Source organism: Pseudogemmobacter bohemicus, assembly GCF_003290025.1.
Lineage (GTDB): Bacteria > Pseudomonadota > Alphaproteobacteria > Rhodobacterales > Rhodobacteraceae > Pseudogemmobacter > Pseudogemmobacter bohemicus.
Genome location: NZ_QNHG01000002.1, coordinates 1,294,286 through 1,321,185 on the forward strand (window position 1 = coordinate 1,294,286; position 26,900 = coordinate 1,321,185).

27 protein-coding genes are annotated in these 26,900 nt (G+C 63.4%); 14 read left to right on the forward strand and 13 right to left on the reverse strand.

Features of this window, described 5'->3' with window-relative positions; translation table 11 throughout:
- Window positions 1-2 precede the first annotated feature (2 nt).
- The 6 genes from DRF71_RS14060 to DRF71_RS14085 are packed head-to-tail and all read right to left on the reverse strand — an operon-like array spanning window position 3 to window position 7,093.
- Window positions 3-989, reverse strand: a complete 987-nt coding sequence (locus DRF71_RS14060; protein ID WP_112311106.1) for an ABC transporter permease — start codon at window positions 987-989, stop codon at window positions 3-5.
- Window positions 986-2,515, reverse strand: coding sequence for a sugar ABC transporter ATP-binding protein (locus DRF71_RS14065; RefSeq protein WP_112311107.1), 1,530 nt, complete (start codon window positions 2,513-2,515; stop codon window positions 986-988). The genes DRF71_RS14060 and DRF71_RS14065 overlap by 4 nt, the downstream gene beginning before the upstream one ends.
- Complete coding sequence (locus tag DRF71_RS14070; RefSeq protein ID WP_198672200.1) at window positions 2,500-3,633, reverse strand: Gfo/Idh/MocA family protein; 1,134 nt, start codon at window positions 3,631-3,633, stop codon at window positions 2,500-2,502. Before DRF71_RS14070 ends, DRF71_RS14065 begins: the two co-directional genes overlap by 16 nt.
- 4 nt (window positions 3,634-3,637) lie before the next feature.
- Window positions 3,638-4,690, reverse strand: a complete 1,053-nt coding sequence (locus DRF71_RS14075) for a sugar phosphate isomerase/epimerase family protein (protein WP_112311108.1) — start codon at window positions 4,688-4,690, stop codon at window positions 3,638-3,640.
- A gap of 13 nt (window positions 4,691-4,703) precedes the next feature.
- Window positions 4,704-6,008, reverse strand: a complete 1,305-nt coding sequence (xylA, locus tag DRF71_RS14080) for a xylose isomerase (protein WP_112311109.1) — start codon at window positions 6,006-6,008, stop codon at window positions 4,704-4,706.
- Window positions 6,005-7,093 carry a LacI family DNA-binding transcriptional regulator gene (locus DRF71_RS14085; protein ID WP_112311110.1) on the reverse strand — a complete coding sequence of 363 codons (1,089 nt, stop codon included), beginning with the start codon at window positions 7,091-7,093 and terminating at the stop codon, window positions 6,005-6,007. Before DRF71_RS14085 ends, xylA begins: the two co-directional genes overlap by 4 nt.
- Before the next feature lie 214 nt (window positions 7,094-7,307).
- Between DRF71_RS14085 and DRF71_RS14090 the strand changes: the two genes are divergently transcribed.
- The 4 genes from DRF71_RS14090 to DRF71_RS14105 are packed head-to-tail and all read left to right on the forward strand — an operon-like array spanning window position 7,308 to window position 12,372.
- Window positions 7,308-8,561, forward strand: coding sequence for a sarcosine oxidase subunit beta family protein (locus DRF71_RS14090; protein WP_112311334.1), 1,254 nt, complete (start codon window positions 7,308-7,310; stop codon window positions 8,559-8,561).
- A 10-nt stretch (window positions 8,562-8,571) separates the two neighbouring features.
- Window positions 8,572-8,859, forward strand: coding sequence for a sarcosine oxidase subunit delta (locus tag DRF71_RS14095; protein ID WP_112311111.1), 288 nt, complete (start codon window positions 8,572-8,574; stop codon window positions 8,857-8,859).
- Window positions 8,856-11,807, forward strand: a complete 2,952-nt coding sequence (locus tag DRF71_RS14100) for a sarcosine oxidase subunit alpha family protein (protein WP_112311112.1) — start codon at window positions 8,856-8,858, stop codon at window positions 11,805-11,807. The genes DRF71_RS14095 and DRF71_RS14100 overlap by 4 nt, the downstream gene beginning before the upstream one ends.
- A complete protein-coding gene (locus tag DRF71_RS14105) occupies window positions 11,800-12,372 on the forward strand; it encodes a sarcosine oxidase subunit gamma (RefSeq protein WP_112311113.1) in 573 nt (190 codons plus the stop codon). Before DRF71_RS14100 ends, DRF71_RS14105 begins: the two co-directional genes overlap by 8 nt.
- A gap of 165 nt (window positions 12,373-12,537) precedes the next feature.
- Here DRF71_RS14105 and DRF71_RS14110 read toward each other — a convergent pair whose 3' ends face one another.
- Window positions 12,538-13,545: a GlxA family transcriptional regulator gene (locus DRF71_RS14110; protein ID WP_112311114.1), complete on the reverse strand. Its 1,008-nt coding sequence runs from the start codon at window positions 13,543-13,545 to the stop codon at window positions 12,538-12,540.
- Between the two features lie 145 nt (window positions 13,546-13,690).
- Between DRF71_RS14110 and DRF71_RS14115 the strand changes: the two genes are divergently transcribed.
- From DRF71_RS14115 to acs, 5 genes are all read left to right on the forward strand, one after another.
- On the forward strand, window positions 13,691-14,353 hold the full coding sequence (locus tag DRF71_RS14115; protein ID WP_112311335.1) for a helix-turn-helix domain-containing protein: 663 nt from the start codon (window positions 13,691-13,693) through the stop codon (window positions 14,351-14,353).
- Window positions 14,354-14,392: 39 nt separating this feature from the next.
- Window positions 14,393-15,373 carry a methylmalonyl Co-A mutase-associated GTPase MeaB gene (meaB, locus tag DRF71_RS14120; protein WP_112311336.1) on the forward strand — a complete coding sequence of 327 codons (981 nt, stop codon included), beginning with the start codon at window positions 14,393-14,395 and terminating at the stop codon, window positions 15,371-15,373.
- 177 nt (window positions 15,374-15,550) lie between these two features.
- Entirely contained in the window at window positions 15,551-15,838 is a 288-nt protein-coding gene (rpmB, locus tag DRF71_RS14125; protein ID WP_112311115.1) for a 50S ribosomal protein L28, read from the forward strand.
- A 164-nt stretch (window positions 15,839-16,002) separates the two neighbouring features.
- Entirely contained in the window at window positions 16,003-16,662 is a 660-nt protein-coding gene (locus tag DRF71_RS14130) for a pyridoxamine 5'-phosphate oxidase family protein (protein ID WP_157971089.1), read from the forward strand.
- 159 nt (window positions 16,663-16,821) lie between these two features.
- Entirely contained in the window at window positions 16,822-18,777 is a 1,956-nt protein-coding gene (gene acs / locus DRF71_RS14135) for an acetate--CoA ligase (protein ID WP_112311117.1), read from the forward strand.
- A 45-nt stretch (window positions 18,778-18,822) separates the two neighbouring features.
- Here the strand turns inward: acs and DRF71_RS28645 are convergent, their stop codons facing one another.
- Window positions 18,823-19,038, reverse strand: coding sequence for a plastocyanin/azurin family copper-binding protein (locus DRF71_RS28645; RefSeq protein ID WP_232831503.1), 216 nt, complete (start codon window positions 19,036-19,038; stop codon window positions 18,823-18,825).
- A 394-nt stretch (window positions 19,039-19,432) separates the two neighbouring features.
- Here DRF71_RS28645 and dcm point away from each other — a divergent pair, with 394 nt between their 5' ends.
- Window positions 19,433-20,629 (forward strand): DNA (cytosine-5-)-methyltransferase, encoded by a 1,197-nt coding sequence (gene dcm, locus DRF71_RS14145; RefSeq protein WP_112311337.1) that lies wholly within the window; start codon window positions 19,433-19,435, stop codon window positions 20,627-20,629.
- A 31-nt stretch (window positions 20,630-20,660) separates the two neighbouring features.
- Complete coding sequence (locus tag DRF71_RS14150) at window positions 20,661-21,134, forward strand: very short patch repair endonuclease (protein ID WP_232831504.1); 474 nt, start codon at window positions 20,661-20,663, stop codon at window positions 21,132-21,134.
- On the opposite strand, the gene DRF71_RS14155 is transcribed toward DRF71_RS14150, so the two are convergent.
- Both DRF71_RS14155 and DRF71_RS27455 read right to left on the reverse strand, forming a co-directional pair.
- Window positions 21,068-22,132, reverse strand: coding sequence for a 3-deoxy-7-phosphoheptulonate synthase (locus tag DRF71_RS14155; protein ID WP_112311119.1), 1,065 nt, complete (start codon window positions 22,130-22,132; stop codon window positions 21,068-21,070). The genes DRF71_RS14150 and DRF71_RS14155 overlap by 67 nt on opposite strands.
- Window positions 22,133-22,244: 112 nt before the next feature.
- Complete coding sequence (locus tag DRF71_RS27455) at window positions 22,245-22,382, reverse strand: hypothetical protein (RefSeq protein WP_157971090.1); 138 nt, start codon at window positions 22,380-22,382, stop codon at window positions 22,245-22,247.
- Window positions 22,383-22,462: 80 nt separating this feature from the next.
- Here DRF71_RS27455 and DRF71_RS14160 point away from each other — a divergent pair, with 80 nt between their 5' ends.
- On the forward strand, window positions 22,463-22,759 hold the full coding sequence (locus DRF71_RS14160) for a hypothetical protein (protein ID WP_157971091.1): 297 nt from the start codon (window positions 22,463-22,465) through the stop codon (window positions 22,757-22,759).
- A gap of 28 nt (window positions 22,760-22,787) precedes the next feature.
- Here the strand turns inward: DRF71_RS14160 and DRF71_RS14165 are convergent, their stop codons facing one another.
- The gene (locus tag DRF71_RS14165; RefSeq protein WP_112311121.1) at window positions 22,788-22,991 is read right to left on the reverse strand and encodes a hypothetical protein; all 204 of its coding nucleotides are present in this window, start codon (window positions 22,989-22,991) and stop codon (window positions 22,788-22,790) included.
- Window positions 22,992-23,221: 230 nt separating this feature from the next.
- Between DRF71_RS14165 and DRF71_RS14170 the strand changes: the two genes are divergently transcribed.
- A complete protein-coding gene (locus DRF71_RS14170; protein WP_112311122.1) occupies window positions 23,222-23,479 on the forward strand; it encodes a GlsB/YeaQ/YmgE family stress response membrane protein in 258 nt (85 codons plus the stop codon).
- Window positions 23,480-23,495: 16 nt separating this feature from the next.
- On the opposite strand, the gene DRF71_RS14175 is transcribed toward DRF71_RS14170, so the two are convergent.
- Both DRF71_RS14175 and uvrB read right to left on the reverse strand, forming a co-directional pair.
- A complete protein-coding gene (locus tag DRF71_RS14175) occupies window positions 23,496-23,735 on the reverse strand; it encodes a hypothetical protein (RefSeq protein ID WP_112311123.1) in 240 nt (79 codons plus the stop codon).
- A gap of 77 nt (window positions 23,736-23,812) precedes the next feature.
- Window positions 23,813-26,002, reverse strand: coding sequence for an excinuclease ABC subunit UvrB (gene uvrB, locus DRF71_RS14180; protein WP_112311338.1), 2,190 nt, complete (start codon window positions 26,000-26,002; stop codon window positions 23,813-23,815).
- A gap of 191 nt (window positions 26,003-26,193) precedes the next feature.
- Between uvrB and DRF71_RS14185 the strand changes: the two genes are divergently transcribed.
- On the forward strand, window positions 26,194-26,505 hold the full coding sequence (locus tag DRF71_RS14185) for an ETC complex I subunit (protein ID WP_112311124.1): 312 nt from the start codon (window positions 26,194-26,196) through the stop codon (window positions 26,503-26,505).
- Window positions 26,506-26,900 lie beyond the last annotated feature (395 nt).

Below are 26,900 nucleotides of genomic sequence, written 5' to 3' on the forward strand. Positions count from 1 at the left end.
GGTCACTGGCCCGCTTTGCTTCCACGCTGCAAGACGACAGCGAGAACGATGATCGCGCCCTGGATTGCTCCGTTCAGATAGGGCGAGACGTAATCCGTCAGGTTCAGCAGATTGCCGATCAGCACGAGGATCAGCACACCCACAACCGTGCCCCAGACGCGGCCGAAACCGCCCTTGAGGGCCGTGCCGCCGATGATGACGGCGGCAATCGCCTCCAGCTCCCACAAAAGGCCGGTGGCGGATGAGGCCGAGCCGAGGCGCGGCACATACATGATGACCGCGACGCCAACCAGGGCGCCGAGCATCACATAGGTCAGAAGCCGCACGCGCCCGACGCGCACGGAGGAATATTTCGCCACCTGGTCATTCGAGCCAATGGCGGCGCAATGGCGGCCAAAGGCGGTGGAGCGCATCAGCATCTCGCCCATGATCACCACCAGGGCAAAGACGATGATCGGCCAGGTCACGCCGAAGATGCCGCCGTAATAAACCGGCTGATAAAAGGTCCGGAGGCCGAAATCGAGGCTCAGCGTGCCGCCATCGGCAAGCCAGGTGACGAGGCTGCGATAGATCCCCATCGAGCCCAGCGTGACGATGAAAGCCTCGATCCCGAGGCGGGTGATCAACAGCCCGTTGATCAGCCCCGCCACGATCCCCGCAAGCAGCGCCACCCCCATGCCGACCAGCACGATGGGCACGCCCACCCCCATCGAGGGCAGGAGCTTGTTCATCACAAGGATCATCAGCCCGGCGATAAACGCCGCCATCGAGCCCACCGACAGATCGAGCCCCCCCGAGGTGATCACAAAGGTCATCCCCACCGCGATGATGCCGATAAAGGCAGACCGCGCCAGAACATTGGTGATATTGTCGAGGCCAAGGAAATTCGGGTTCATCAAGGCGCCCGCGATCACCAGGATCACCAGAGCCAGAACCGGGCCGATCACGCTCATCTGCACTTTGCGCGGTGAGGCAGCGGCAGTACTCATTCCGTCAACTCCTTTGCGAGGGCGACCGGCTTTGGTTCTCCGACCCCCATGGCGAGGCGCACGATGGCATCCTCGGTGATTGTGTCTGTGGTCAGCTCGCCCGCGATCCGGCCCTGGCGCATCACCAGAACGCGGTCGGCAAGGCCGATGACCTCCTGCATTTCCGATGAGATCACCACGATGGCGCGGCCTTCGCGGGCGAGGCCTCGGATGAACTCATACATCTGTTGTTTGGTGCCGATGTCGATGCCACGGGTCGGTTCGTCGATCACGATGATCTGCGGGTCCGAGAGCATGGTTTTCGCGAAGAGGAGTTTCTGCTGATTGCCGCCCGAGAGATGCCCGACCGTCACCTCGCGCGAGCCGCGAATGTCGAAATCGCGGATCGCGCGGTCCAGCGCGGCCTCTTCGGCGCGGGTGTCGAGCAGCCCGTGGCTGAAGCGGTGCAAAGCCTGCAGCGTCAGGTTCTCGCGCATACCCTTTTGCAGCAAGAGCCCCCGCGTCTTGCGGTCTTCGGTCAGGTAGCACAGGCCCAGATCCAGCGCTTCCCAGTTGTGGCGGATGGTGACGGGGCGGCCCTTGATCCGCACCGCGCCACTCGCCGGGCGCAGGCCGGCCAGCCCCTCGAAGGTCTCGGTCCGTCCCGACCCGATCAGCCCGGCAATGCCGAGGATCTCGCCCGCGCGCAGGGTGAAGCTGATATCTTCGGCATAGCCCGGCACAGTCAGGCCCGAGACATCCAGCACCACCTCGCCGGGCGAGCCGTCTTTGGCGGGGTAAAGCTGCGACATCTCGCGCCCGACCATGGCCTCGGCCATGCCATGTTCGTCCAGTTCCGAGGCCGGGCCGGACCAGACCACCGCACCATCGCGCATGATGGTCAGATCATCGGCGATCTCTTTCACCTCATCCAGCTTGTGCGAGGTGAAAAGAACGGCCGTCCCCGCCGCCCGCAAGGCCCGGACCTGTTCCATCAGGATACTGGTTTCTGCCCTGGTCAGCACGGCGGTCGGCTCATCCATGATCAGCACGCGGGTCTCGCGTGAGAGTGCCCTGGCGATCTCGACCATCTGCTTGTCGGAATTCGACAGATCCGAGATCGGACGATCCGTTGCCACCCGACATTGCAGCCGGTCGAGAAGGGCCCGCGATTGCGCCCGCATCGCCGCCTTGTCGAGGAAAAGCCCGCGTTTCAGCTCTCGCCCGAGGAAGATGTTCTCCTCGACCGTCAGCTGTTCCGCGAGGTTGAATTCCTGATGGATCATCGAGATCCCCAGCCTCTCGGCCTCGCCCATCGAGGCGAAAGCGACCGGCCTTCCATCCAGCAGCACATCGCCCGACGAGGGCGGCTGATATCCTGCGAGGATCTTCATCGTGGTCGATTTCCCGGCGCCATTCTCGCCGATCAGCGCATGAACCCGGCCAGGTGCCAGCGCGAGAGAGATGCCATGCAGCACCTCGATCGGGCCAAAGCTGCGGCTGACCCCGGACAGCGAGAGGACGGGTTCCGTCACAGCGCCACCCATGCGGCATTCTCTTGCGAGGAGCGGATCGCGGCGGTGATGAACCGCATCCCGTCGATCCCGGCGCTGATCCCGGGCAAAAGCGCGGTATCGGGCGTTTCGCCGGCATCTGCGGCGCGGATGGCGCGGGCGGCGCCGGCATAGATATTGGCAAAGCCCTCAAGGTAGCCCTCGGGATGGCCGCCAGGCGTCCGGCTGACCGCATTCGCCGCTGCATTCGCCCCGGCACCGCGCCGGGTCAGCAGCCGTTTCGCCTGACCGAAGGGGGTGAACCAGAGGTAATTCGGATCCTCCTGCGCCCATTCCAGCCCGCCTTTCTCGCCGAAGACCCGGAGCCGCAGCGCATTCTCGCAGCCCGGCGCCACCTGGCTGCACCAAAGGACGCCGCGCGCGCCACCCTGCATCCTGAGAAGGATATTGGCATTGTCATCGACCCGGCGCCCCGGCACGAAGCTTTGCAGATCGGCGGCGAGGCTTTCGACCGCAAGCCCGGTCACGAAACAGGCAAGATTGTGGGCGTGGGTGCCAATGTCACCAATCGCGCCGCCCGCACCCGAACGCGCCGGATCGGTGCGCCAGTCGGCCTGTTTGTTATCAGCGCCGGCCTCTTCGGTCAGCCAGTCCTGGGCATATTCAACCTGAACGACGCGGATCTTTCCCAGCTCTCCGCTCGCCACCATGTCGCGGGCCTGGCGGATCATCGGATAGCCGGTGTAATTATGGGTCAGGATGAACAGCGCTTTTGACGCCTTCGCCGCCGCTTCCAGCGCCAGCGCGTCTTCCATCGTGGCGGTCAGCGGCTTGTCGCAGATGACATGAATGCCGCGTTTGAGGAATTCAATCGCCGGGCCGGCATGCATATGGTTTGGCGTGACGATGGAAACCGCGCGGATCCCGTCGGGGCGGGCGGCCTCTTTCTCCGCCATTTCCTCATAGCTGCCATAAGAGCGCGCCGGGTCCAGCCCAAGCGCCGCGCCGCTTTCGCGCGCGCGCGCGGGCGTCGAGGACAATGCGCCGGCCACCAGGTCATAATCACCGTCGATCCGCGCCGCGATGCGGTGAACGGCGCCGATAAAGGCATCCTTGCCGCCGCCGACCATGCCGAGTCTGATCTTTGCCATTGTTTCAGATCCCCAGCATGCGGCGATTGGCGGCCTCATCGGTGCCACCATCCGCGAAATCATCAAAAGCCTTGTCGGTGACGCGGATGATGTGGTGTTTCACAAACTCCGCCCCCTCGCGCGCGCCGTCTTCGGGGTGTTTCAGCGCGCATTCCCATTCGACAACCGCCCAGCCGTCGAAATCATTGGCGGCCATTTTGGAAAACACCGCACCGAAATCGACCTGGCCATCGCCGAGGCTGCGGAACCGACCCGCCCGGTTCACCCAGGACTGGAAGCCGCCATAGACGCCCTGCCGCCCGGTCGGGTTGAACTCGGCATCCTTGACATGGAACATCCGGATGCGGTCGCGGTAAATGTCGATATTGTCGAGGTAATCCAGGCATTGCAGCACATAATGCGAGGGGTCGTAGAGCATGCAGGCGCGGGGATGGTTGCCGGTGCGCTCCCAGAACATCTCATAGGTGATGCCGTCATGCAGATCTTCGCCCGGATGGATCTCGTAGCAGATATCGACGCCGCACCCGTCGGCATGGTCGAGGATCGGCTTCCAGCGCCGCGCCAGTTCGTCAAAGGCGGTTTCCACCAGGCCCGCCGGGCGCTGCGGCCAGGGATAGACATAGGGCCAGGCCAGTGCGCCGGAAAACGCCGCCTGCGCCGTCAGGCCCATGTTTTTGCTGGCGGTCAGGGCATTTTTGACCTGAGTTACCGCCCATTCCTGCCGCGCCTTCGGATTGCCGCGCACATGCGGCGCCGCAAAGCCGTCAAAGCCTTCATCATAGGCCGGATGCACGGCGACCAGCTGGCCCTGGAGATGGGTGGAAAGCTCGGTCACCTCGACGCCGTTCGCACGCGCCACGCCGAGGAAATCGTCGCAGTAATCCTTGCTTGAGGCCGCTTTGTCGAGGTCGATGAAGCGCGCATCCCAGCTGGGCACCTGGACGCCTTTATAGCCGATTTCGGCGGCCCATTTCGTGATGCTGTCCCAGGAGTTGAACGGTGCCGCATCGCCCGCGAATTGCGCGAGGAAGAGGCCCGGCCCTTTGATGGTTTTCATGGCTTCCCCTCTCTCAGACGTAGCGATTGACAAGGTTTTCAAGCACTTCCTGGCGGCCAGAGACTGGCTGCGGGTCAAGCCCGGCGGCCTCGGCATGATCGGCGATGCCGGCCAGGGTGGCTTCGGGAGCCAGCATCGCCTGGGCCTCCGGCCGCTGCCAGCCGGCATAGCGTGCGGCGCGTGCGGCCTCCAGCCGACCCTCTTCCAGCATTTTTGCCGCCGCTTTCAACCCGCGGGCGCAGACATCCATTGCGCCGACATGGGCGGCGACCAGGTCTTCCGCATCCAGCGACTGGCGCCTGACTTTTGCGTCGAAATTGGTGCCGCCGGTGGTGAAGCCGCCCGCTTTCAGCACCTCATAATAGGCCAGCGCGGTTTCGGGCACATTGTTCGGGAACTGATCGGTATCCCAGCCGGACTGGTAGTCGTTCCGGTTCATGTCGATGGAGCCGAGAAGGCCCAGCGTCCGCGCCAGCGCCAGCTCATGTTCGAAACTGTGGCCGGCGAGGATCGCATGCCCCTGTTCGATATTCAGTTTGACCTCGTTTTCAAGGCCGTAGCGTTTCAGGAAACCGTAGCAGGTGGCGACGTCGAAATCATATTGATGCTTGGTCGGCTCTTGCGGTTTCGGCTCCAGCAGGATGGTGCCTTTGAAGCCGATCTTGTGCTTATGCTCGACAACGAGGTTCAGAAAGCGACCCATATGGTCGAGTTCCTGGCCGAGATCGGTGTTCAGGAGCGTCTCATACCCCTCGCGCCCGCCCCAGAGGACGTAGTTCTCACCGCCCAGACGATGGGTCACCTCCATCACACCGCGCACGATGGATGCGGAATAGGCGAAGATATCGGGATCGGGATTTGAGGCCGCGCCCGACATAAAGCGGTGATTGGTAAAGAGGTTCGCGGTGCCCCAGAGCAGCTTCGGTCCGCCGGCCTCCATCTTCGCCTGGAAATAATCGGCGATCTCTTCCAGCCGGGCGCGGCTTTCGCGCAAGGAACTGCCTTCTGGGCGCACATCATGGTCGTGGAAACAGTAGTAGGGCACGCCGAGGATGCGGAAGAGATCAAAAGCCTCATCGGCGCGCAGCCGGGCAAGCTCCATCGTATCGGCGGGGAACCAGGGGCGCTCAAAGGTGCGGCCGCCGAACGGGTCACCACCCTCCCAGGCGAAGGAATGCCAGTAAGCGACCGCGAAACGGAGATGATCCTCCATCCGTTTGCCCAGAACCACCTCATCGGGGTTGTAGTGACGGTAGGCGAGGCCCTCCGCATCGGGGGTGAATTTCACCGGGGCGATGGTGTCGAAATAACCGCTCAACGGGTCTCTCCTATGGGCAAATGTTCAGATAGGGCGGCCAGCGGCGCCGCATTCGGGGCGGCCGGCAGATTGTCTTTCAGAAAGATGGTCGGTGTGATGTCGCGGCTGGGGTCGGGCAGGCCGCGCCCATCCGAGAGCGCCTTCATCACATCCACCGTCAGCGCGACCTCCTGCGCCGGTTTCTGGTCGATCACCGCATCGACAAGGCCGGATTCAAGGCCATAACGGGTGGTGGGGGTCAGGTCATGCATGATGGTGAAGGGGCGCGCATCCGGTCGCTGCGCCAGGATCTCGATCAGCCCGCGATTGCCGGCGCCGATGGAATAGATGCCGGTGATGCCGGGGTTTTGTTGCAGCGCATCCGACACGCGGGCGCGCATCAGGTCATGGCGGTCATCCACCGCAACGGGGGGCAAAAGCTGCGGCCCGCCGTCAAGGACCGCCCGCGCACCCTCCAGCCGGTCGCGGTGGTCGCGGGCACTGAGTGCCCCGATCACCGGCAGGATCAGCCCGGGCGCCGAGGCGGGCCGTGCGATATGGGCCAGACGGATCAGCCGTCCGGCGGTGCGCCCGGCCATTATATTGTCGATGCCGACATAGGCCGCCCGCAGATCGGGTGCCGCGTCTCCCACCAGTGTCACCACCGGGATCCGCGCCGCGCTGAGCGCGCCGATGGCATCGGCGATGCGCGGCGTCTCGGTCGCCACCACGGCCACCGCGTCGCAGTCGCGCGGCAGCCGCTCCAGCGCAGCGGCCAGTGCATCGGAATCGAGCGTCGGCACCTCGGTCAGCGAAAAACGGATGCGATCGGCGCGGCGCACGGTGCTCTCGGCCTCGACCGCCTGGCGCAGGCTGCGAAAGAAGCTCTGATCGCCGCCGGGCAGCAGGAAACGGAAGTGATAGATCCGACCGCGCGAGAGGTTCGCGGCATGCAGATCGCGCTCGTAGCCGAGCGTCTCGATGGCTTGCAGGACACGGCGCGTGGACTTTTCCGCGACATTGCCGCGCTCGTTAAGAACCCGGTCTGCCGTCGCATAGCTCACACCCGCAGCCCGCGCCACATCCTGCAGCGTCGGCTTGCGCATTCGATTCTCCTCCCTGGTACAAGAGAGATGAGGGAATGATATACGTCAATCATTTTTTGATATACGTCTGTCATTCTGACTTGTCGGGCGTGTTGCGGGGCAGGGCGCAAGAATTTCGTTACATGTCCGAAATGAAAGGGTCACTGTCTGAAACAAGAGGGTTGCGGGCGCCGAAAATCCTGAAACTGGGGGGAAGTTTCGGCGCGGGGATATGATGCGATACTCTGGCTTTAAAGTGATCAAAGAGGCCCTGACCGGCCATAAAGGCTGGACGCCCGCCTGGCGCGACCACGAGCCTAAGAAACACTATGATATCATCATCATAGGGGGCGGCGGCCATGGTCTTGCGACCGCCTATTACCTCGCGAAGATCTTCGGCAAGGCCAATGTCGCCGTGCTGGAAAAGGGCTGGATCGGCGGCGGCAATGTGGGGCGCAATACCACGATCATCCGTTCGAACTATCTGCTGGATGGCAATGAGCCGTTCTATGAGTTTTCCATGAAGCTGTGGGAAAATCTGGAGCAGGATTTCAACTACAACGCCATGGTCAGCCAGCGCGGCGTCTTGAACCTGTGCCACACCGATGCGCAGCGCGATGCCTTCCGTCGGCGCGGCAATGGGATGCGACTGAACGGGGTTGATGCGGAACTGCTCGACCGCGAAGGCGTGCGCAAGCTCGCGCCTTTCCTCAATTTCGACAATGCGCGCTTCCCGATCAAGGGCGGGCTGTTGCAGCCGAGAGGCGGCACGGTGCGCCATGACGCGGTCGCCTGGGGCTATGCGCGCGGCGCCGATCAGCGCGGCGTCGACATCATCCAGAATTGCGAAGTCACCGGGTTCAAAATCGAGAATGGCAAGGTGCTTGGCGTCGAAACCACCCGTGGTTTCATCGGCGCCAACAAGATCGGCTGCGCGGTGGCCGGATCGTCGGGTAAGGTCATGGCCCAGGCCGGCATCCACCGCCTGCCGATTGAAAGCCATGTGCTTCAGGCCTTTGTCTCCGAGGGGTTGAAGCCCGTGATCCCGGGCGTCATCACTTACGGCGCGGGCCATTTCTATGTCAGCCAGTCCGACAAGGGCGGTCTGGTCTTCGGAGGTGATATCGACGGCTACAACACCTATGCGCAGCGCGGCAATCTGCCGGTGGTCGAGGATGTCTGCGAGGGCGGCATGTCCCTGATGCCGATGATCGGCCGCGCGCGTCTGCTGCGCATCTGGGGCGGTATCATGGATATGTCGATGGATGGCTCGCCCATCATCGACAAGACGGATATTGACGGCCTCTATTTCAACGGCGGCTGGTGCTATGGCGGCTTCAAGGCCACGCCGGCAAGCGGCTGGTGCTTTGCGCATCTGCTCGCGAATGACCAACCGCATTCCGTGGCGACCGCCTATCGGTTCGACCGGTTCCGCAAGGGGCTGATGATCGACGAAAAGGGCATGGGCGCCCAACCGAACCTGCATTGAGGACGCTGAGATGATCATCAATCACCCCCTGCTGGGGCCACGCGACTCGCAGGAATTCGTCTATCTGGGCGACGCGAATCTGATCGACCGCCCCGACTGGGCCGCCGAGGGCGCGGTCGATACCTTCCATGACTATCTCTATCAGCGCACGAACCCGGCGGGCCTGCATCAGGAGCTGTGGTTCCACGAACAGGGCGACCGCTCCTGGCTTGTGGTCACCCGCAACACGCTTACCCATGAAATCACAAAAGTTGAACTGGCCCGCGATGTGGCCCGCAGCCGGGGGCGGTCGAAATGAGCCAGAAGAACCGTCTTTCCGGTGGTCAGCTGAACCGCTCCAAACCGCTGAACTTCACCTTCGATGGTGCCAGCTATCAGGGCTATGAGGGCGACACGCTCGCCTCGGCGCTCCTCGCCAATGGCGTGCGGCTGATGGGCCGGTCGTTCAAATATCACCGCCCGCGCGGCCCGATTTCCTCGGGCTCGGAAGAGCCGAACGCGATTGTGGAATTGCGGGGGGGCGCGCGGCAGGAGCCGAACACCCGAGCGACCATCGCCGAGCTGTTCGAGGGTCTGTCGGCGAAAAGCCAGAACCATGTCGGATCGCTGAAATTCGACTTCCTCGCGATCAATGACCGGCTGTCCTCGTTCTTCGCGGCGGGGTTCTACTACAAGACCTTCATGTGGCCGAAGGCGTTCTGGGAAAAGCTTTACGAGCCGATGATCCGCCGCGCCGCCGGCCTCGGCAGCCTCTCGATGCAGGACGACCCGGATCACTACGACAAGGGTTTCCTGCATTGTGACCTGCTGGTGATCGGGGCGGGCCCGTCAGGTCTGGCGGCGGCGCTGACGGCGGCGCGGTCCGGCGCGCGGGTGATCCTCGCCGATGAGGATTTCACCCCGGGTGGGCGGCTGAACGCTGAGACCTTTACCCTGGGCGATGCCTCGGGTGCCGACTGGGCGAAAGCAGCGATTGCCGAACTGGCGAGCCTGCCGAATGTCCGCATCCTGACCCGGACCGTGGTGATCGGTGCGTTCGATCACGGCATCTATGGCGCGCTGGAGCGGGTTTCCGACCATATCGCGACGCCGGCTTCCGGCAAGCCGCGCCAGATCCTTTGGCGGATCTACTCGCAGCGTGCCGTGCTGGCTGCAGGCGCGACCGAGCGCCCGATTGCGTTTAAAAACAACGACCGCCCCGGTGTGATGCTGGCCGGTGCGATGCGCGCCTATGCCAATCGCTGGGCGGCCACGCCGGGCCAGATGGTCGCGGTTTTCACCAATAACGACGATGGTTTGCGCACGGCCTCTGACCTGCTGGCGAAAGGCGTCAGGGTTGCTGCTGTGATCGACAGCCGCAGTGATGGCCCCGCCTTCCAGGGGGCTGAACATCTGCGCGGCGCGGTGGTGACGGATGCGCTTGGCCGCCTTGGCCTGTCGTCGATCAAGGTGAAACTGGCCTCCGGCGAGACCCGCCAGATTGCAGCCGAGGCTCTGGGTGTCTCGGGCGGCTGGAACCCGAATGTGCATCTGACCTGCCATCAGCGCGGCCTGCCGGTCTGGAACGCAGAGCTCGCGGCCTTTGTCCCTGGCACGCTGCCGGTGGGTATGGTGGTGGCGGGTGCGGCCAATGGCCAGCTTTCGACCTCAGGCGCGCTGGCCTCCGGCGCGGCAGCAGCGGCCCAGGCGCTTGAAGGTATTGGTATCACTGCGAAATCCGTAGATCTGCCGCAGGCTGAGGATGCGCCTGTGCGTGTGACCCCGCTCTGGTATGTGCCCCATAAGGGCCGCGCCTGGCTTGACCAGCAAAACGACGTGACGGTGAAAGACGTCAAACTGGCGCATCAGGAAGGCTTCCGCTCGGTCGAGCATCTGAAGCGCTACACCACGATGGGCATGGCGACCGATCAGGGCAAGACCTCGAACATCTCAGGCCTCGCGGTGATGGCCGAGATGACCGGCAAGTCGATCCCCGAGACCGGCACCACGATCTACCGCCCGCCCTATACACCAGTGCCGATTGCGGCCTTCGCGGGCCGCTCGGCTGGCGCCGATTTCCGCCCGAAACGCCTGACGCCGTCCCACAAATGGGCAAGCGAGCAGGGCGCGGTCTTTGTCGAGGTCGGCATGTGGCTGCGCGCCCAATGGCTGCCTCGCGCGGGGGAAACCACCTGGAGGCAATCGGTCGACCGCGAAGTGCTGGCGACGCGCGGCTCGGTCGGCATCTGCGATGTGACGACGCTCGGCAAGATCGACGTGCAAGGGCCGGATGCGGCAGAGTTCCTGAACCGCATCTATTGCAACCCCTTTGCAAAACTTCCCGTCGGCAAGGTCCGCTACGGCCTCATGCTGCGCGAAGACGGTATGGCGATGGATGACGGCACGACGGCGCGTCTGGCCGAGGACCACTTTGTCACCACCACCACCACCGCGAACGCGGTCGGCGTCTACCGCCATATGGAATTCGCCCGCCAATGCCTATGGCCCGATCTCGACGTCCAGATCATCTCGACCACCGAGGCCTGGGCGCAATTCTCTGTTGCCGGTCCGAATGCGCGCGCGCTGCTGGAGAAGATCGTCGACCCGGAACATGACATCTCGAACGAGGCCTTCCCCTATATGGGCTGCGGCGAGATCACGGTCTGCGGCGGGCTTCGCGCGCGCCTCTTCCGGATCTCCTTCTCGGGTGAGCTCGCCTATGAAATCGCGGTACCCACGCGCTACGGCGATGGGCTTGTCCGCGCGATGATGGAGGCCGGGCGTGCGTTCAACGCGCTGGTTTACGGCACCGAGGCGCTTGGCGTCATGCGGATCGAGAAGGGCCATGCGGCGGGGAATGAGCTGAACGGCACCACATCGGCGCTGAACCTTGGCATGGGCGGCATGGTCAACAAGAAGAAGGACTCGATCGGCTCGACGCTTTCGGAACGCGAAGGGATGAACCGCGCGGATGCCTATAATCTCGTCGGCTTCCAGCCGGTGGATGCGTCGAAACCCCTGCTTGGCGGTATGCATTTCATCAACCAGGGTGCGCCGGCCGATGCAAAGAATGACCAGGGCTATATGACCTCGGTGGCGTTCTCGCCAAGCCTTGGCCATTCCATTGGTCTTGGCTATCTGAAAAACGGCGCCGCCCGCAAAGGCGAGACCCTGCGCGCCGTGAACCCGCTGGCGGGCGAAGAGGTGATGGTCAAAGTCGTCTCCGCCCATTTTGTCGACCCGGAAGGAGAACGTCTCCGTGGCTGAACATCGTCTCAAACCGATCACCCAGCTGGGGGGCGATGCGCCCCGCAGGGACAGCTTCCCCGGCCTCACCATCACCGAGCGCACCGATACCGCGCTGGCCTCGCTGTCGGCGCGGCAGTCGAAGCCGGCAGAATTCCAGACGGCGGCCAAAGTGTTTTTCGGCTTTGATCTGCCCGGGCCAGCGCGCAGTGCCTCGGGCGGTGACTATACCGCGATCTGGACCGGGCCCGAGCAGTGGTTCATCGAGGCACCTTTCGCCACGCATGAAGACATTGCGCCGATCCTGAAACGGGGCTTTGGCGACAGCGCGTCGATCACGGAACAGACCGATGGCTGGGCTGGGTTCGATCTGGAAGGCGAAAGAGCGCTTTCTGTGTTCGAGATCCTGTCGAATCTTGATCTGGGCAAATTGCCGACAGGCGGCGCGAGCCGCACCGTGATCGAGCATCTCGGCTGTATCCTCGTCTGCCGCGTCGCCGGGCGTCATTATACGGTTTACGGGGGGCGCTCTTCGGCCGCTTCGCTGCATCATGCATTGGTGACGGCAGCAAAGTCGGCGCTCTGAGCGGGCCCTGGAGAGGTGGAAATGTCGGAGAGGGGGCGCTGCCCCCTCGCGGCTTTGCCGCTCTCCCCCGGGATATTTAGAGACAGATGAAAAGGGGTAAGCTGATTTCATCTGTCTCTTAAATATCCCCGCCGGAGGCTTCCGCAACCAGCCAGGGGCGGGCGGTCAGACAGCGGGCAGCGGTGCGTTTTCCTTCACCCGGAACTGATTGGCCTGTTTGCGGTCCTCTTGCGGGGTGAGGCCGAAAGCCTGTTGGTAATGGCGCACCAGCGGCGTGGTGCTGGCATAGCCCACCGCCAGTGCGATTTCGGTGATCGTGTCGTTGGAATAAAGCGCCATCTGCCGTGCCTTCTTCAGCCTGAGCAGCCGATAATATTTCAGCGGGCTCTGGCCGGTGGAGCGCTTGAACGACCGGTCGAACTGGCGCGACGACAGATCCACCGCCTCGGCCACTTCGGCGATCTGGATCGGGTCTTCAATATGTTCGGCAAACAGCCGGATCGCGCGGGCGACCGGGGCGGGGAGCATATCCTCGGTGCGGTCCGAGCGCAGTGTCGGCGTTTTTTGTTCGACCTCTTCGCCGCGCACAAAAGGGTGCTGGAACCAGCAGGCCACTTCGGTCATTGCCTCGGGCCCGAGTTGCTCGTCGATCAGCCGCAGCATCAGATCGAAGACCGCCGTAGCGCCTGCCGCCGTCAGCCGGTCGCGGTCTATGGTGATCACCTTTTCTGAGGCGATCACGCCGGGGAATTCTGCCTTGAACGCCGCCTCGTAGCACCAGTGCACCGATGTCTTGTGGCCATCCAGCAGGCCCGAACGCGCCAGGGGGAAGATGCCGCCGGAAAAGGCGCCGATCCCTGTGCCATGCCGCGCCAGCCGCCGCAGCACCGCGTTCGAGCCGCGGGCATTGGCAAAGCGCCCCGCAGGACCGGAGAGGATATAGAGCTGATCGAACCCCAGGGCATCGGCCAGCGCCAGATCGGGGTCGAAACCCACCTCGGCCGAAGACACGACCCGGCTGGCGGTTTCCCCCACCACGCTCCAGCGGAAGGCGCGTTTGCCGGTGATCTCATTCGCCGCGCGCAAGGGCTCGATGGCCGAGGTCAGGCAGGCCATCGGGAAGCCCGGGAAGATCAGAAAGCCCAGATGCAGGCAGCTTTCATCTTGGTTCATGTTTCTTATTCTCTCAGGAAACATTTCTCGCTAGGATAGCCATATTTTGCTGGGATGATACAAGCACCGTCAGCGGGCGGGCCGGCCGGAAACCCGACGCCGCCCTGCGTGAGTGACGGTAAACAGAGTGACACAGAGGGAATTGATGACCAGCCGACCGAAGAAAGCAGAGCCCGCCAAGCCACTTCGATCCCTCTCCCAGGACCCGCATCGGGTATCCGAGCCGCGTGAGAAAGTGCTGGAGGTTGCCATCGGTCGCGCCGTGCGCAGCTTCCGGAGGCAAAAGGGGATGACGGTCGCTGATCTCTCGAAACAGACGGGGCTGTCGATCGGCATGGTCTCGAAGATCGAGAACGGCATCACCTCGCCCTCGCTGACCACGCTGCAGGTGCTGGCCCATGCGCTTTCCGTGCCGCTGACCTCGTTCTTCCGCCGCTATGAGGAAAACCGCCAGGTCATGCATGTGAAATCCGGCGAGGCGGTGATCATGGAACGCGCCGGCACCCGTGCAGGCCATCAATACAGCCTTTTGGGCCATATCGGCGAAAACGCATCGGGCGTGATCGTCGAGCCCTATCTGATCACGCTGAACGAGCAATCCGACATCTTCCCGACTTTCCAGCATGACGGGATCGAGCTGCTTTACATGCTGGAAGGCGAAGTGGTTTACCGCCATGGCGAGCAGACCTTCCTGATGCAGCCCGGCGACAGCCTGTTTTTCGACGCCGATGCGCCGCATGGGCCAGAGCAGCTGAACAAACTCCCGGCGCGTTACCTCTCGGTCATTTCCTATCCGCAGGCGAATTGAGACGGGCCGATGGGAGAGGCATTCGGACAGGGGCGGTCGATGGATATCGGTGCGATGGCTGCGGCGATCTCGTCGGGCGACAGGCGGGCACTGGCGCGGGGGATCACGCTGATCGAAAGCGCGCGGCCCGATCACCGCGAACAGGCGGTCGAGCTGATATCGGCCCTGCGCGGTGTCGGACGTCAGTCGCTGCGGCTGGGGCTTTCCGGCACGCCCGGGGTGGGAAAATCGACTTTTATTGAGGCCTTCGGCATGAAGCTGGCCGATGGCGGCAAGAAGATCGCGGTGCTGGCGGTCGATCCGTCCTCGGCGCGTTCGGGGGGCTCAATCCTTGGCGACAAGACCCGGATGGAGCAGCTCTCGCGCCATCCTAATGCCTATATCCGCCCCTCGCCCAGCCAGGCCCATATGGGCGGTGTTGCGCGGCGCACCCGCGAGGCGGTGGCTTTGTGCGAGGCGGCGGGGTTTGACCTCGTGCTGATCGAGACGGTCGGCGTCGGTCAGTCCGAGACCATGGTGGCCGAGATCTGCGATATCTTCCTGTTGCTGATGGCCCCGGCGGGCGGTGATGAGCTGCAGGGCGTCAAGCGCGGCATCATGGAAATGGCCGATATGATTCTGGTGAACAAGGCCGATGGTGATCTGCTGGCCACCGCGACCCGCACCGTGGCTGACTATGCCGGCGCGCTGCGTCTGTTGCGCAAGCGGGTGCAGGATCCCGAGGGCTTTCCTAGGGCGATGCCGGTTTCCGCCTATAGCGGCTCGGGCCTGGATAAGGCCTGGGAAGAGATAACCCGGCTTGCCGCCTGGCGGCAGGAACAGGGGCACTGGGGGCGCAGGCGCTCGGATCAGGCGGCGCATTGGTTCGGCGAAGAGGTGCGGTACGGGCTGTTATCGGTGCTGGAGCGTGAACCGGCAAAGGGTATTCTGGCGCGGCTGGCGGCCCAGGTGGCGACCGGCGAGGCCACGCCCGAGGCTGCCGCGCGGCAGATGCTGACCGCGCTTGGCCGTCAGGCCTGAATCTGCATTCACCGCCCCCGCCGGGGTGGTGAATCGCTTGACGCCGGAGCGAATTCCCCGTATTTGCCCCGGGATCGAATTCGGACAGCGGGGGGATTCCCTCGGGTTTGTCCTTTGAACATGCAGCGCAAGCTGAGCCAATACAGCGAAAGCTGAACAGACCTGAAGGATACCGCAATGTCGCGCGTTTGCGAACTGACGGGCAAAGGCCCGATGACCGGCAACACGGTCAGCCATGCGAATAACAAGAATCGCCGCCGCTTTCTGCCGAACCTGAACGAGGTTTCGCTGGCATCCGACGTGCTGGGCAAGACCTACACGCTGCGCATCTCGGCCGCTGCCCTGCGGACCGTGGATCACCGCGGTGGCCTCGATGCCTTCCTGGCCCGTGCCAAGGATGCGGAACTCTCGACCGATGCGCTGAAAATCAAGCGCGAGATCGAAAAAGCGCAAGCCGCCGCCTGAGCCGCCGCCGGCGCCCGGGCGCCGCAATCAGATTGAAGCCCCGTCCGGCGCACCGGGCGGGGTTTTCTGCTGTCGGTCCCGGACCGGATCCTGGCTGAAACGGGCGGGACGGGGCCCCGGCACCAGGAAAGACTGGCGGCCATATGAGGCCAGCAGGAGCCAGCATGTCCGGACATAAACCGCCTTCGACCCTGAGCCGCGCCCGCCGCCAGCACGGCCTTGCCAGCTATGATCCCGGGGTGATCCGCGATCTGCTTGACCGCATCCCGCTGGCGCATATCGGCCATCTGATCGACGGTCAGCCGGTGGTGACAGCAACCCTGCAATGGCGGATGGGAGAGCGGATTTACTGGCACGGCTCCTCTGCCAGCCGGATGATGAAAGCGGCCGCCGGGGCAAAGGTCTGCGTCACAGTGACGGCGGTGGACGGGATGGTGCTGGCGCGGTCCGGGCTGGAGCATTCGACGCAATACCGTTCGGTCATGGTGTTCGGCGAGGCGGTGGCGCTGCGCGACCCGGGCGAGAAAGAGGCCGCGCTGAAGGCGATGATGGAGCGGCTGTTCCCCGGTCGCTGGGATGCCCTGCGCCCGATGACGGCGCAGGAACTGAAGGCAACGGCAGTGCTGTCGCTGCCGATTTCCGAGGCCTCGGCCAAGATCAGCGCCTGTGACCCGACTGACCCGCCCGAGGATGCCACCTGGCCGGTCTGGGCCGGGGTACTGCCGATGCAGATGGTGACCGGCCCGGCGCGGCCGGCGCCCGATCTGGCGCCCGGACTCGCGGCAGAAGCGCCCGCCTATTTGCGTGATTTCACCTTCGGTTGAGCAGGATCACACCTTCGGCTTATTGACCTTTCTCCGCCCTGGGTTCCCTATCGCATTATGGGGGGCGGCATGGGATCGCCCCTGTCCAGCGATTCAGGGCGGGAGCGGGACCATATTCATGGCCCCGGGGGAAACCGCCCCGGCAAGGGAGGAAATGTCATGTCAGCTCCGGTAGTAAGCCGCGCGCCGTCATCGGAATTTGCGCTGGGAGCGCATGTTGATGCGGCGGGTTACGCGCGTCTTTATGGGGAATCGGTTGTCTCGCCCGAGGGGTTCTGGGGTCGTGAGGGTCTTCGTCTGGACTGGATCGCGCCTTACACGGTGGTGAAGGAGACGAGCTTCGCGCCCGGGAATATCTCGATCCGCTGGTTCGGCGACGGCTCGCTGAATGTGGCGGCGAATTGCATCGACCGCCATCTGATCGACCGCGCGGACCAGGTCGCGATCATCTGGGAGCCGGATGATCCCGCCACCGATGCCGCCCGCCACATCACTTACCGCGAGCTGCTGGAGCAGGTCTCGCGCATGGCCAATGTGCTGAAGGCGCATGGCGTCAAAAAGGGCGACCGGGTTGTTCTTTACCTGCCGATGATCCCCGAGGCGGCCTATGCGATGCTGGCCTGCGCCCGGATCGGCGCGGTGCATTCCGTTGTTTTCGGTGGCTTTTCTCCAGATGCTCTGGCGAACCGCATCAATGATTCCGAGGCGAAGCTTGTCATCACCGCCGACTGGGCGCCGCGCGCCGGCAAGAAGACCGGGCTCAAGGACAATACCGACAAGGCGCTTTTGCACTGTTCGGACCGCGTCAAATGTCTGGTCGTCAAGCGCACCGGCGAGCAGACCTCCTGGGTCTCGGGGCGCGATTTCGATCTGCTGGCCGAGATGGCCGAGGCCCGTCCCTATTGCCCCTATGTCGAGGTGGGCGCCGAGGATCCGCTGTTCATCCTCTACACCTCCGGCTCGACCGGCAAGCCGAAGGGGGTCGTTCATACCTCGGGCGGCTACCTCGTCTATGCCGCGATGACGCATCAATATACGTTCGATTACCATGATGGCGATGTCTATTGGTGCACGGCGGATGTCGGCTGGGTCACCGGCCACTCCTATATCGTCTATGGGCCGCTGGCGAATGGCGGCACCACGCTGATGTTCGAAGGTGTTCCGACCTTCCCCGATGCCGGCCGTTTCTGGGAGGTCTGCGCCAAACACAAGGTCAACCAGTTCTACACCGCGCCGACCGCGATCCGGTCGCTGATGGGGATGGGGCCGGATTTCGTCGAGAAGCATGATCTGAGCAGCCTGAAGCTGCTTGGTTCGGTTGGTGAACCTATCAACCCCGAAGCATGGGCCTGGTACGACAAATATGTTGGAAAAGGGAAACTGCCGATCGTCGACACCTTCTGGCAGACCGAGACCGGCGGCCATATGCTGACGCCCCTGCCGGGGGCTACGGCGACGAAGCCGGGCTCGGCGACCTTCCCCTTCTTCGGGGTGAAGCCGGTGGTGCTGGACCCGCAAACGGCGGCCGTTCAGGAAGAGACCGAATGCGAGGGCGTGCTGTGTATCGCCGACAGCTGGCCGGGTCAGATGCGCACCCTCTGGGGCGATCATGCGCGGTTCGAAGAGGCCTATTTCAGCCAGTATAAGGGCTATTATTTCACCGGCGACGGCTGCCGCCGCGACGCGGATGGCTATTACTGGATCACCGGCCGGGTCGATGACGTGATCAATGTTTCGGGCCATAGGATGGGCACGGCCGAGGTCGAATCTGCCCTGGTCGCGCATGAGAAAGTCGCCGAGGCGGCGGTGGTGGGCTATCCGCATGACCTGAAAGGCCAGGGCATCTACGCCTATGTCACGCTGATGAACGGCGTCCAGCCCTCGCCGGAATTGCGCAAGGAGCTGGAGGCCTGGGTCCGCACCGAGATCGGCCCGATCGCCAAACCCGACCTGATCCAGTTCGCCCCCGGCCTCCCGAAAACCCGCTCCGGCAAGATCATGCGCCGCATCCTCAGAAAAATCGCCGAAAACGACTTCGCAGCCCTCGGTGACACCTCAACCCTCGCTGACCCAACCGTCGTCGATGACATCATCCAAAACAGGATGAATAAGTAAGGGGAGGCGCCGCCCGGCCCGGGATCCGGGCGGCGCCTGGCCAGCTTACGTCACCTGATCCAGCGCCGCATCCATCCGCTCGCGCGCGTTCTTCGGCATTTTCATCGCCTTGAGTGTCTCGATCTGCGCCGACAGGTCCGCGGGCGCCTCGCCGATCTGGATCACCATTTCCATCGCGAAATGCGGCGTGCATTTGACGCCGTAAATGCCGGGTTCGGTGATGGTCACGTCGAGATCTTCGTTGATCTTGCCTTTGAACACCGCCGCGCCGGCGCGGCAGCATATCCTTGATCGCCTAGACAGTATGGCTCTTGTCGGTCGGGCGGAATTTGATCACGTCCCCCCGGCTCGGACACCATGGTGCCGGCGGCGCCTTTGTTAAGCATATGCATCTCGAATTCGGCGGCCAGCCCTGGCGAGGCGAGGCGAGGCGAGGCCGCAGGCGATCAGGCGGCGAGTAGGATGCGGGATTTCATGGACAGATCCGGTGTCACGGCAAAGACCGGCACGCGGCCTTTGCGACCCGATAGGCCGCGTGCCCGCGCCCGATCTTGAGCGAGGCCAAATCAGCCCTGGGCGGGGCGCCGCAACCCTGGTTGCCGCGGGATGGAAATCGCCCTAATGTCAGAAAAATTCCCAGATGCTGAAAGCCCCGATGCAGACTGAATTCGACAGGCTCCTGGCCCAGGCGGGCTGGTCCGTTCCTGATGCGGCGAAACGGCTTGGCTATTCCGAGGGTCATATCTACCGCTGGAAGCGCGGCGAGGAAGCCCCGCGTGAGGCGGTGCTGACCGTGCTGCGCGCCGAGGCAGGGCGGCATCCGGCATCCGAGGGCTCGTTCACCTTTATCGACCTTTTCGCCGGCATCGGGGGCTTGCGCCGCGCCATGGAAGCAGCGGGCGGGCGCTGCGTCTTTACCTCGGAATGGGATCAGTTCGCGCAGAAGACCTATCACGCCAATTACCCTGATAACCGCCCGATTGCCGGCGATATCCGCCAGGTGGCCGAGGCGGATGTGCCCGGGCATGACGTGCTGGTCGCGGGCTTTCCCTGTCAGCCGTTTTCCATCGCCGGAGTGTCGAAGAAAAACGCGCTTGGCCGCTCGCATGGCTTTGCTGATGAAACCCAGGGTACGTTGTTTTTTGACGTGGCACGGCTGATAAAACACCATCGTCCGGTGGCGTTTCTGTTGGAAAATGTCAAGAACCTGCAAAGCCATGACAAGGGCAACACCTTTGCTGTGATCCATCGGGTGCTGACCCAAGACCTCGGCTACCAGCTGTTTACGAAGGTAATTGATGCCGGCCATTTCGTGCCGCAGCATCGCGAGCGGATCGTGATGGTGGGCTTTCGCGAGGCCAGCCCTTTCAGCTGGGATGATCTTGAGCTGCCCTCCTATGGCACCCGCCGGCTGGGCACTATCCTGCATCCCGAGAACGGCACCGAGCGGCCCGAGGGCCATTTCACCACCGGCCCCGATGCGGTTGTCAGCGAGAAATATACGCTGACCGACAAGCTCTGGCGCTATCTCCAGGATTATGCGGCCAAGCACCGGGCAAAGGGCAATGGCTTTGGTTTCGGCCTGTTCGGCGAGGGGGATATCGCCCGCACCCTCTCGGCGCGCTATTACAAGGATGGCTCGGAAATCCTGATCCGCCAGCGTGAGGGCGAGAATCCGCGCCGGCTGACGCCCAGGGAATGCGCGCGGCTGATGGGCTATGATGACAGCTTCCGCATCCCGGTTTCCGATACCCAGGCGTATCGGCAATTCGGCAATTCGGTTGCGGTGCCGGTTTTTGCCGAGGTGGCGCAGAAGATGCGGCCGCATATCCTGTCGCTGATCCATGGCTGACGTGCATCCGCCTGCCGCGAGGCGGCGTAATATGCAGGCGATCCGGGGGGCCGATACCGGACCCGAGATGCTGCTGCGCCGTGGGCTGCATGGGCTGGGGTTTCGCTATCGGCTTCAGGCGCGCGATCTGCCCGGGCGGCCTGATCTGGTGCTGCCAAAGCACCGGGTGGTTATCTTTGCCAATGGCTGTTTCTGGCACGGCCATGGCTGCGCTCTCTTCCGCTGGCCCGCCACGCGCGAGGCGTTCTGGCGCACCAAGATTGGCGGCAATGTTGCCCGCGATGCCCGAAATCTTGCGGCGCTGGAGGCGCAGGGCTGGCGCATCGCCATCATCTGGGAATGCGCGCTGAAAGGGCGCGGTCGCCTGCCCGAGGGCGCGGCTGTGGCGCGGCTGGCCGCCTGGATCACCGAAGGCGGCCAGCGTATCGAGATCGCGGCTCAGGCGGCGACCATGTCTCCGGCCTTGACCGCATCGGCCAGCCCGTCCAGCAGCTCGACCGTCTGATCCCAGGAGATGCAGCCGTCGGTGATCGACTGGCCATAGACAAGCGGCTGACCCGGAACGACTTTTTGCGCACCGGCGACCAGATTGCTCTCGACCATCAGCGCGCGGATGCGGCGCTCGCCTGCACGGATGCGGTCGGCGATATCCGCGACGACACCGGGCTGGCGGGCCGGGTCCTTGCCGCTGTTCGCGTGGCTCGCGTCGATCATAATGCCCGGATCAATGCCGGCTTTTGCGGCCGCGAGCGCCACCGCATCGACATCGGCCGCGCTGTAATTCGGCCCTTTCGAGCCGCCGCGCAGCACGACATGGCAATCCTGATTGCCGAGCGTCCGGGCAATCGCCGCCCGCCCGTCTGCGGTGATCGCCGGGAAACTGTGCTGCCCGCGCGCCGAGAGGATCGCATCCAGCGCCATCTGGACCGAGCCATCGGTGCCGTTCTTGAACCCCACCGGACAGGACAGCCCCGAGGCCAGCTGGCGATGGATCTGGCTTTCCGTGGTGCGCGCGCCGATGGCGCCCCAGGCGATCAGATCGGCGAAATATTGCGGCATGATCGGGTCAAGGAATTCGGTCGAAGCCGGCAGGCCCATGCGGTTGATGTCGAGGAGCAGCTTCCGCGCCAGCGGCAGCCCGTCTTCGATCCGGTCGGAGCCGTCGAGATGCGGGTCGTTGATCAGGCCCTTCCAGCCAACCGTGGTGCGCGGCTTTTCGAAATAGACCCGCATCACGATTTCCAGCTTGTCCTGGTGGCGTTTGCGCTCGGCCGCGAGGCGGCGGGCGTAATCCATCGCGGCCTCGGGGTCATGGATCGAACAGGGGCCGATCACCAGCAGCAGGCGCTCATCGCGCCCGGCCAGGATCTCGCGGATGGCGCTCCGGCTTTGCGCCACGGTCTCGGAGACGGCGGCATCACGGGGGATCGCGACCGCCAGCTCCAGCGGCGAGGGCAGGGGGCGCAACTCCTGGATACGCAGATTATTGGTCTCGGTCGGCATTTCGGTCTTCCTGTTCTTTGTGCCCCAGGTTCTGACCGGCCCCCCCGAAAACGGAAAGCCGCCGGTCGGACCAGCGGCTTGAGGGTTCTTGGTGAGTATCGCCTGTCTCGCGTTACACAGCCGCCCGCATCCGCTGGCATGAGCGGAAGTAATAAAACCAGACGGGGGCGCAGGACATCGACATGCCGGAAAAGCTAAGCGTGAAAATCCGCTTTGTCACCCGGAAAATATCGCGGAATTTCAGGATCATGGGAAAATACTGGAGGCTCTTCCGCTGGTGTTCAGGCATATATTCAGAGTTTGTTAACCCTGTTCGCCGAAGGTTGGGCCATGCGTATGCCCTTCATCCTTCCCCTCTTTCTTGCCGCCTGCGGCGCCCAGCCCGCGCCGCATATGTTCGGCGCCGAGCGGTTTGAGGCCAGCCGCGGTGGCCATGATTATGTGGTCTTTCTGAAAGGCGGCAGTGTCGAGGTGATCCGCCTCGGCTATGCGCGGCGCGGTGAACACCAGGAGATCCGTGCCACCATGATCGAACTGGTCCCGGAGCTTACCGGCTGCACACTGCGCGAAAGCTCGTTACAGGGCGATTCGGGTGAGATGCGGGGGCTGGTCAGCTGCCCGCGTTAACCTTTCGTCCCGCTAATCCTTTGCCCGGTTAATTCTTTGTCCCGGGTCCCTTCGGCCTGATGATGAACAGCATATAGCCGATGTAAAGCCCCGCCGCGAGGAAGGCGAACCCCCAGAGCGGCGCCTGGAAGACAAAGAACTCCAGCCCTGACCACAGGATCGGCAGGATCGTGCACAATAACCGCGAGACTGGGCGTTCGAACATCGGGTGGTGCGGGTCGAGAAGTTGCATGGGCCGGGTCCGGGTTGCATTGCGGGGAGGCCCAGCATCGGTGCATGCGCGGTCGAGGTCAATCATCCTCCTGATCCGCCGGGGGCCTTGCAGCACCGGCGAGGGAACCAGAAGCGCCCTGCTGCGTTAACCCTGCGGCCCCCGAGGCCCTGCAACCGAACCGCCATGCCAGTCGTAAGTGGCACTTCGCTCCGGACGCTGGCGGCGTTTCGCTAAAGTGAGGGAAAGAAATGGGTATCGAAAGCATTCTGATCCTGCTGATCATCGGCGCGATCGCCGGCTGGCTGGCTGGCCAGCTGGTCAAAGGTTACGGATTTGGTCTTGTCGGCAATATCGTGGTAGGGATTGTCGGTGCCTTTATCGCCGGGCTGATCCTGCCCTATACCGGCCTGACTTTCGGCGGTAATGCGATCATCGCCGCGATCATCCATGCGACGATCGGTGCCGTGATCCTGCTTTTGCTGATCCGCCTCGTGCGGACGGCGTAAATCCTGGCGGGCGGGGTCAGCTGTCGCAGCCGATCCCGTCGCCATCGCGGTCCAGGTCGTAAATGTCTGACCCGACCACCCTGACCGGGCCCTCGACATAAGCGGGGCCGTTGCCGCTGCCACCGGCGCAATCCACATCGGATGCGACCGGGACGCAGGCGCCTGAGTAGTTCTGATCGCATTCGCTGGCGGCGGCTGCTTCGGGCAGAAGGGCGCAAAGCGGCGCGAGAACGGCAAAAACCTTGTAAAATGTCACGATACTCAACCCTTCCGTTAAGGAAGGTTAACAGAGTTAGCCACTGTCAGGAATACCCTTTGGCGCCGCTTGCTCTTCTAGCGCCGCTTGCTCTTCTTATTGCCGCCGCGTTGCCCCGCGCGCCCGGCGGTCGAGCGGCCCGAGGCTTTCACCGCCTCTTCGACCGCCTCATCCACCGCAGATTGCCGCGCCAGCGGGTCATCGGCAACGGCAAGCTCCACCGCTTCCAGCCGTTTCACCTCATCGCGCAGCCGCGCGGCCTCTTCGAATTCGAGATTCTCCGCCGCCTTGCGCATCGCTGTCCTGAGCGCGTCGAGATGCGCGGCGAGGTTCTGCCCCACCGCCGGGCGCTCGATCTTTGCTGTCACCCGGCTCTGATCGGTATCGCCGGACCACAGCCCCGCCAGCACATCATCGACATTCTTCTTCACCGTCTGCGGCGTGATCCCATGTTCGCGGTTATAGGCCTTTTGCTTCTCGCGCCGCCGGTCCGTCTCGGCCATGGCGCGGGTCATCGAGCCGGTGATCTTGTCGGCATACATGATCACCCGGCCCTCGGCATTCCGGGCCGCCCGGCCGATGGTCTGGATCAGCGAGGTTTCCGAGCGCAGGAACCCTTCTTTATCGGCATCAAGAATCGCCACCAGGCCGCATTCCGGAATATCCAGCCCCTCGCGCAACAGGTTGATGCCCACCAGCACGTCAAACGCGCCCAGCCGCAGGTCGCGCAGGATCTCGATCCGCTCGATGGTGTCGATATCGGAATGCATATAGCGGATGCGGATGCCCTGTTCATGCATGTATTCGGTCAGGTCTTCGGCCATGCGTTTCGTCAGCGTGGTGACCAGCACCCGCAGCCCCCGTGCCGCAACCCGCCGCACCTCATCAAGCAGATCATCGACCTGCATCTCGACCGGGCGGATTTCGACCACCGGATCGAGAAGGCCGGTCGGGCGGATCACCTGTTCGGTGAAAACACCGCCCGCCTGTTCCATCTCCCAGGCCGCCGGGGTGGCCGAGACAAAGACCGATTGCGGCCGCATCGCATCCCATTCCTCGAATTTCAGCGGCCGGTTATCCATGCAGGACGGCAGGCGGAACCCATGTTCCGCCAGCACCGATTTCCTGCGGAAGTCGCCCCGGTACATACCGCCGATCTGCGGTACCGAGACGTGGGATTCATCTGCAAAAACAATGGCATTATCAGGGATGAATTCGAAAAGCGTCGGCGGCGGCTCGCCAGGGGCGCGGCCTGTCAGATAGCGCGAGTAATTCTCGATCCCGTTGCAGACGCCGGTGGCCTCCAGCATCTCAAGGTCGAACCGGGTGCGCTGTTCCAGCCTTTGCGCCTCCAGCAGCTTCCCCTCATCGTTGAAGCGTTTCAGCTGCTGATGCAGCTCCGCCCTGATGCCCTGGATCGCCTGGGCCATGGTCGGGCGCGGCGTCACATAATGGCTGTTCGCATAGATGCGAATCTGGTTGTAGCTGCCGCTTTTTGCCCCGGTCAGCGGGTCGAATTCGGTGATACTCTCCAGCTCTTCACCGAAGAACGAAAACCGCCAGGCGCGGTCTTCAAGGTGGGCGGGCCAGAGCTCGATCACATCACCGCGCACGCGGAAGCCGCCACGCTGGAACCCGACATCCGAGCGGCGATATTGCTGTGCCACCAGCTCGGCAATGAATTTGCGCTGATCGTAGAACTGGCCCTGGACCATGTCCTGGGTCATCGCAGAATAGGTTTCGACCGAGCCGATGCCGTAGATGCACGACACCGAGGCGACGATGATCACATCATCCCGCTCCAGCAGGGCGCGGGTGGCCGAATGGCGCATCCGGTCGATGGCCTCGTTGATCTGGCTTTCCTTTTCGATAAAGGTGTCGGTGCGCGCGACATAGGCCTCCGGCTGGTAATAATCGTAGTAGCTTACGAAATACTCAACGGCGTTATCAGGGAAGAAGCCTTTGAATTCCCCGTATAATTGCGCAGCCAGCGTTTTGTTCGGCGCGAGAATGATCGCCGGGCGCTGCGTCTCCTCGATCACTTTCGCCATGGTAAAGGTCTTGCCGGTGCCCGTCGCCCCCAGCAGCACCTGATCATGCTCTCCCGCCTTCACCCCCCCGGTAAGCTCGGCAATGGCGGCGGGCTGGTCGCCTGCCGCCGTGAAGGGCGTCTGCATGACAAAGCGCTGCCCGCCTTCCAGCTTTTCGCGCCGGGTGGGCTGGATATGGGAAATGTCAGGCAGCTGGTCGGGCGCGTTGTTATGCATATCGGGCCTCGGGAGGGGCAGGGGGCAGATCGGACAGGTCTCCGCTAATTTGATCTGTTTTTGTTCCAGTTCAACCCCGGTTGCACGCTTGCCTGTGGGATGGTTCGGCGCAATGGTCTGGAGTGCCGGCATCGCTTGCACTTTCACGGCATTTCCGCCAGAACGGACCTGCACATCCGGAGGTCAGCCCTATGCGAGCCCGCATCTACCAGCCCAGCCGCAATGCCATGCAATCCGGCATGGGGAAAACCCATCAATGGCTGCTGGAATTCGCGCAGGACTCGGCGCGCGAGGTGGACCCGCTGATGGGCTGGACCTCGTCTTCCGACACCCAGACCCAGGTGCGGCTGCGCTTTGAATCCCGCGAAGAGGCCGAGGCCTATGCGCAACAGCACGGCATCGCCTATACCGTGGTCGAGCCGACGCCCCGCAAAGCCAATATCCGCCTGCGCGGCTATGGCGAGAATTTCGCCACCGACCGCCGCAGCCCCTGGACGCATTAAGTGTTTGTAAATCGGGATCAATTTGGGGCGGAATCGGAGTCAAGATCCGGCGAGGCACCTCCAGGGATCAACGTGTAGGGCTTCGATCGGGCGCCATCTCTACATTTTGATTTGCGCCGCAGCGGTGCTCGCAGAGTTCGCCAGCTACCGCGGCGAAGTCAGGCAACTCAAACATTCTTGGTCTCGGCGCCGGGATATGTGCCCAGATACCAAACCAATTTGCCGCATTTCGGCTCTTAGGCCCTATGGCCGCCGCCCCCAGCCATGAGGCAGCCGAAAGCGACAACCACAAAGAGGCCCTATCGTCGAACCCGGCCCTTTGCTGCCCTTCGAGCGATCACGAATGCCGCATGCAGCTTCTCCGAAGCGGACGTTCGACGGGTGCCGCAGCAAAC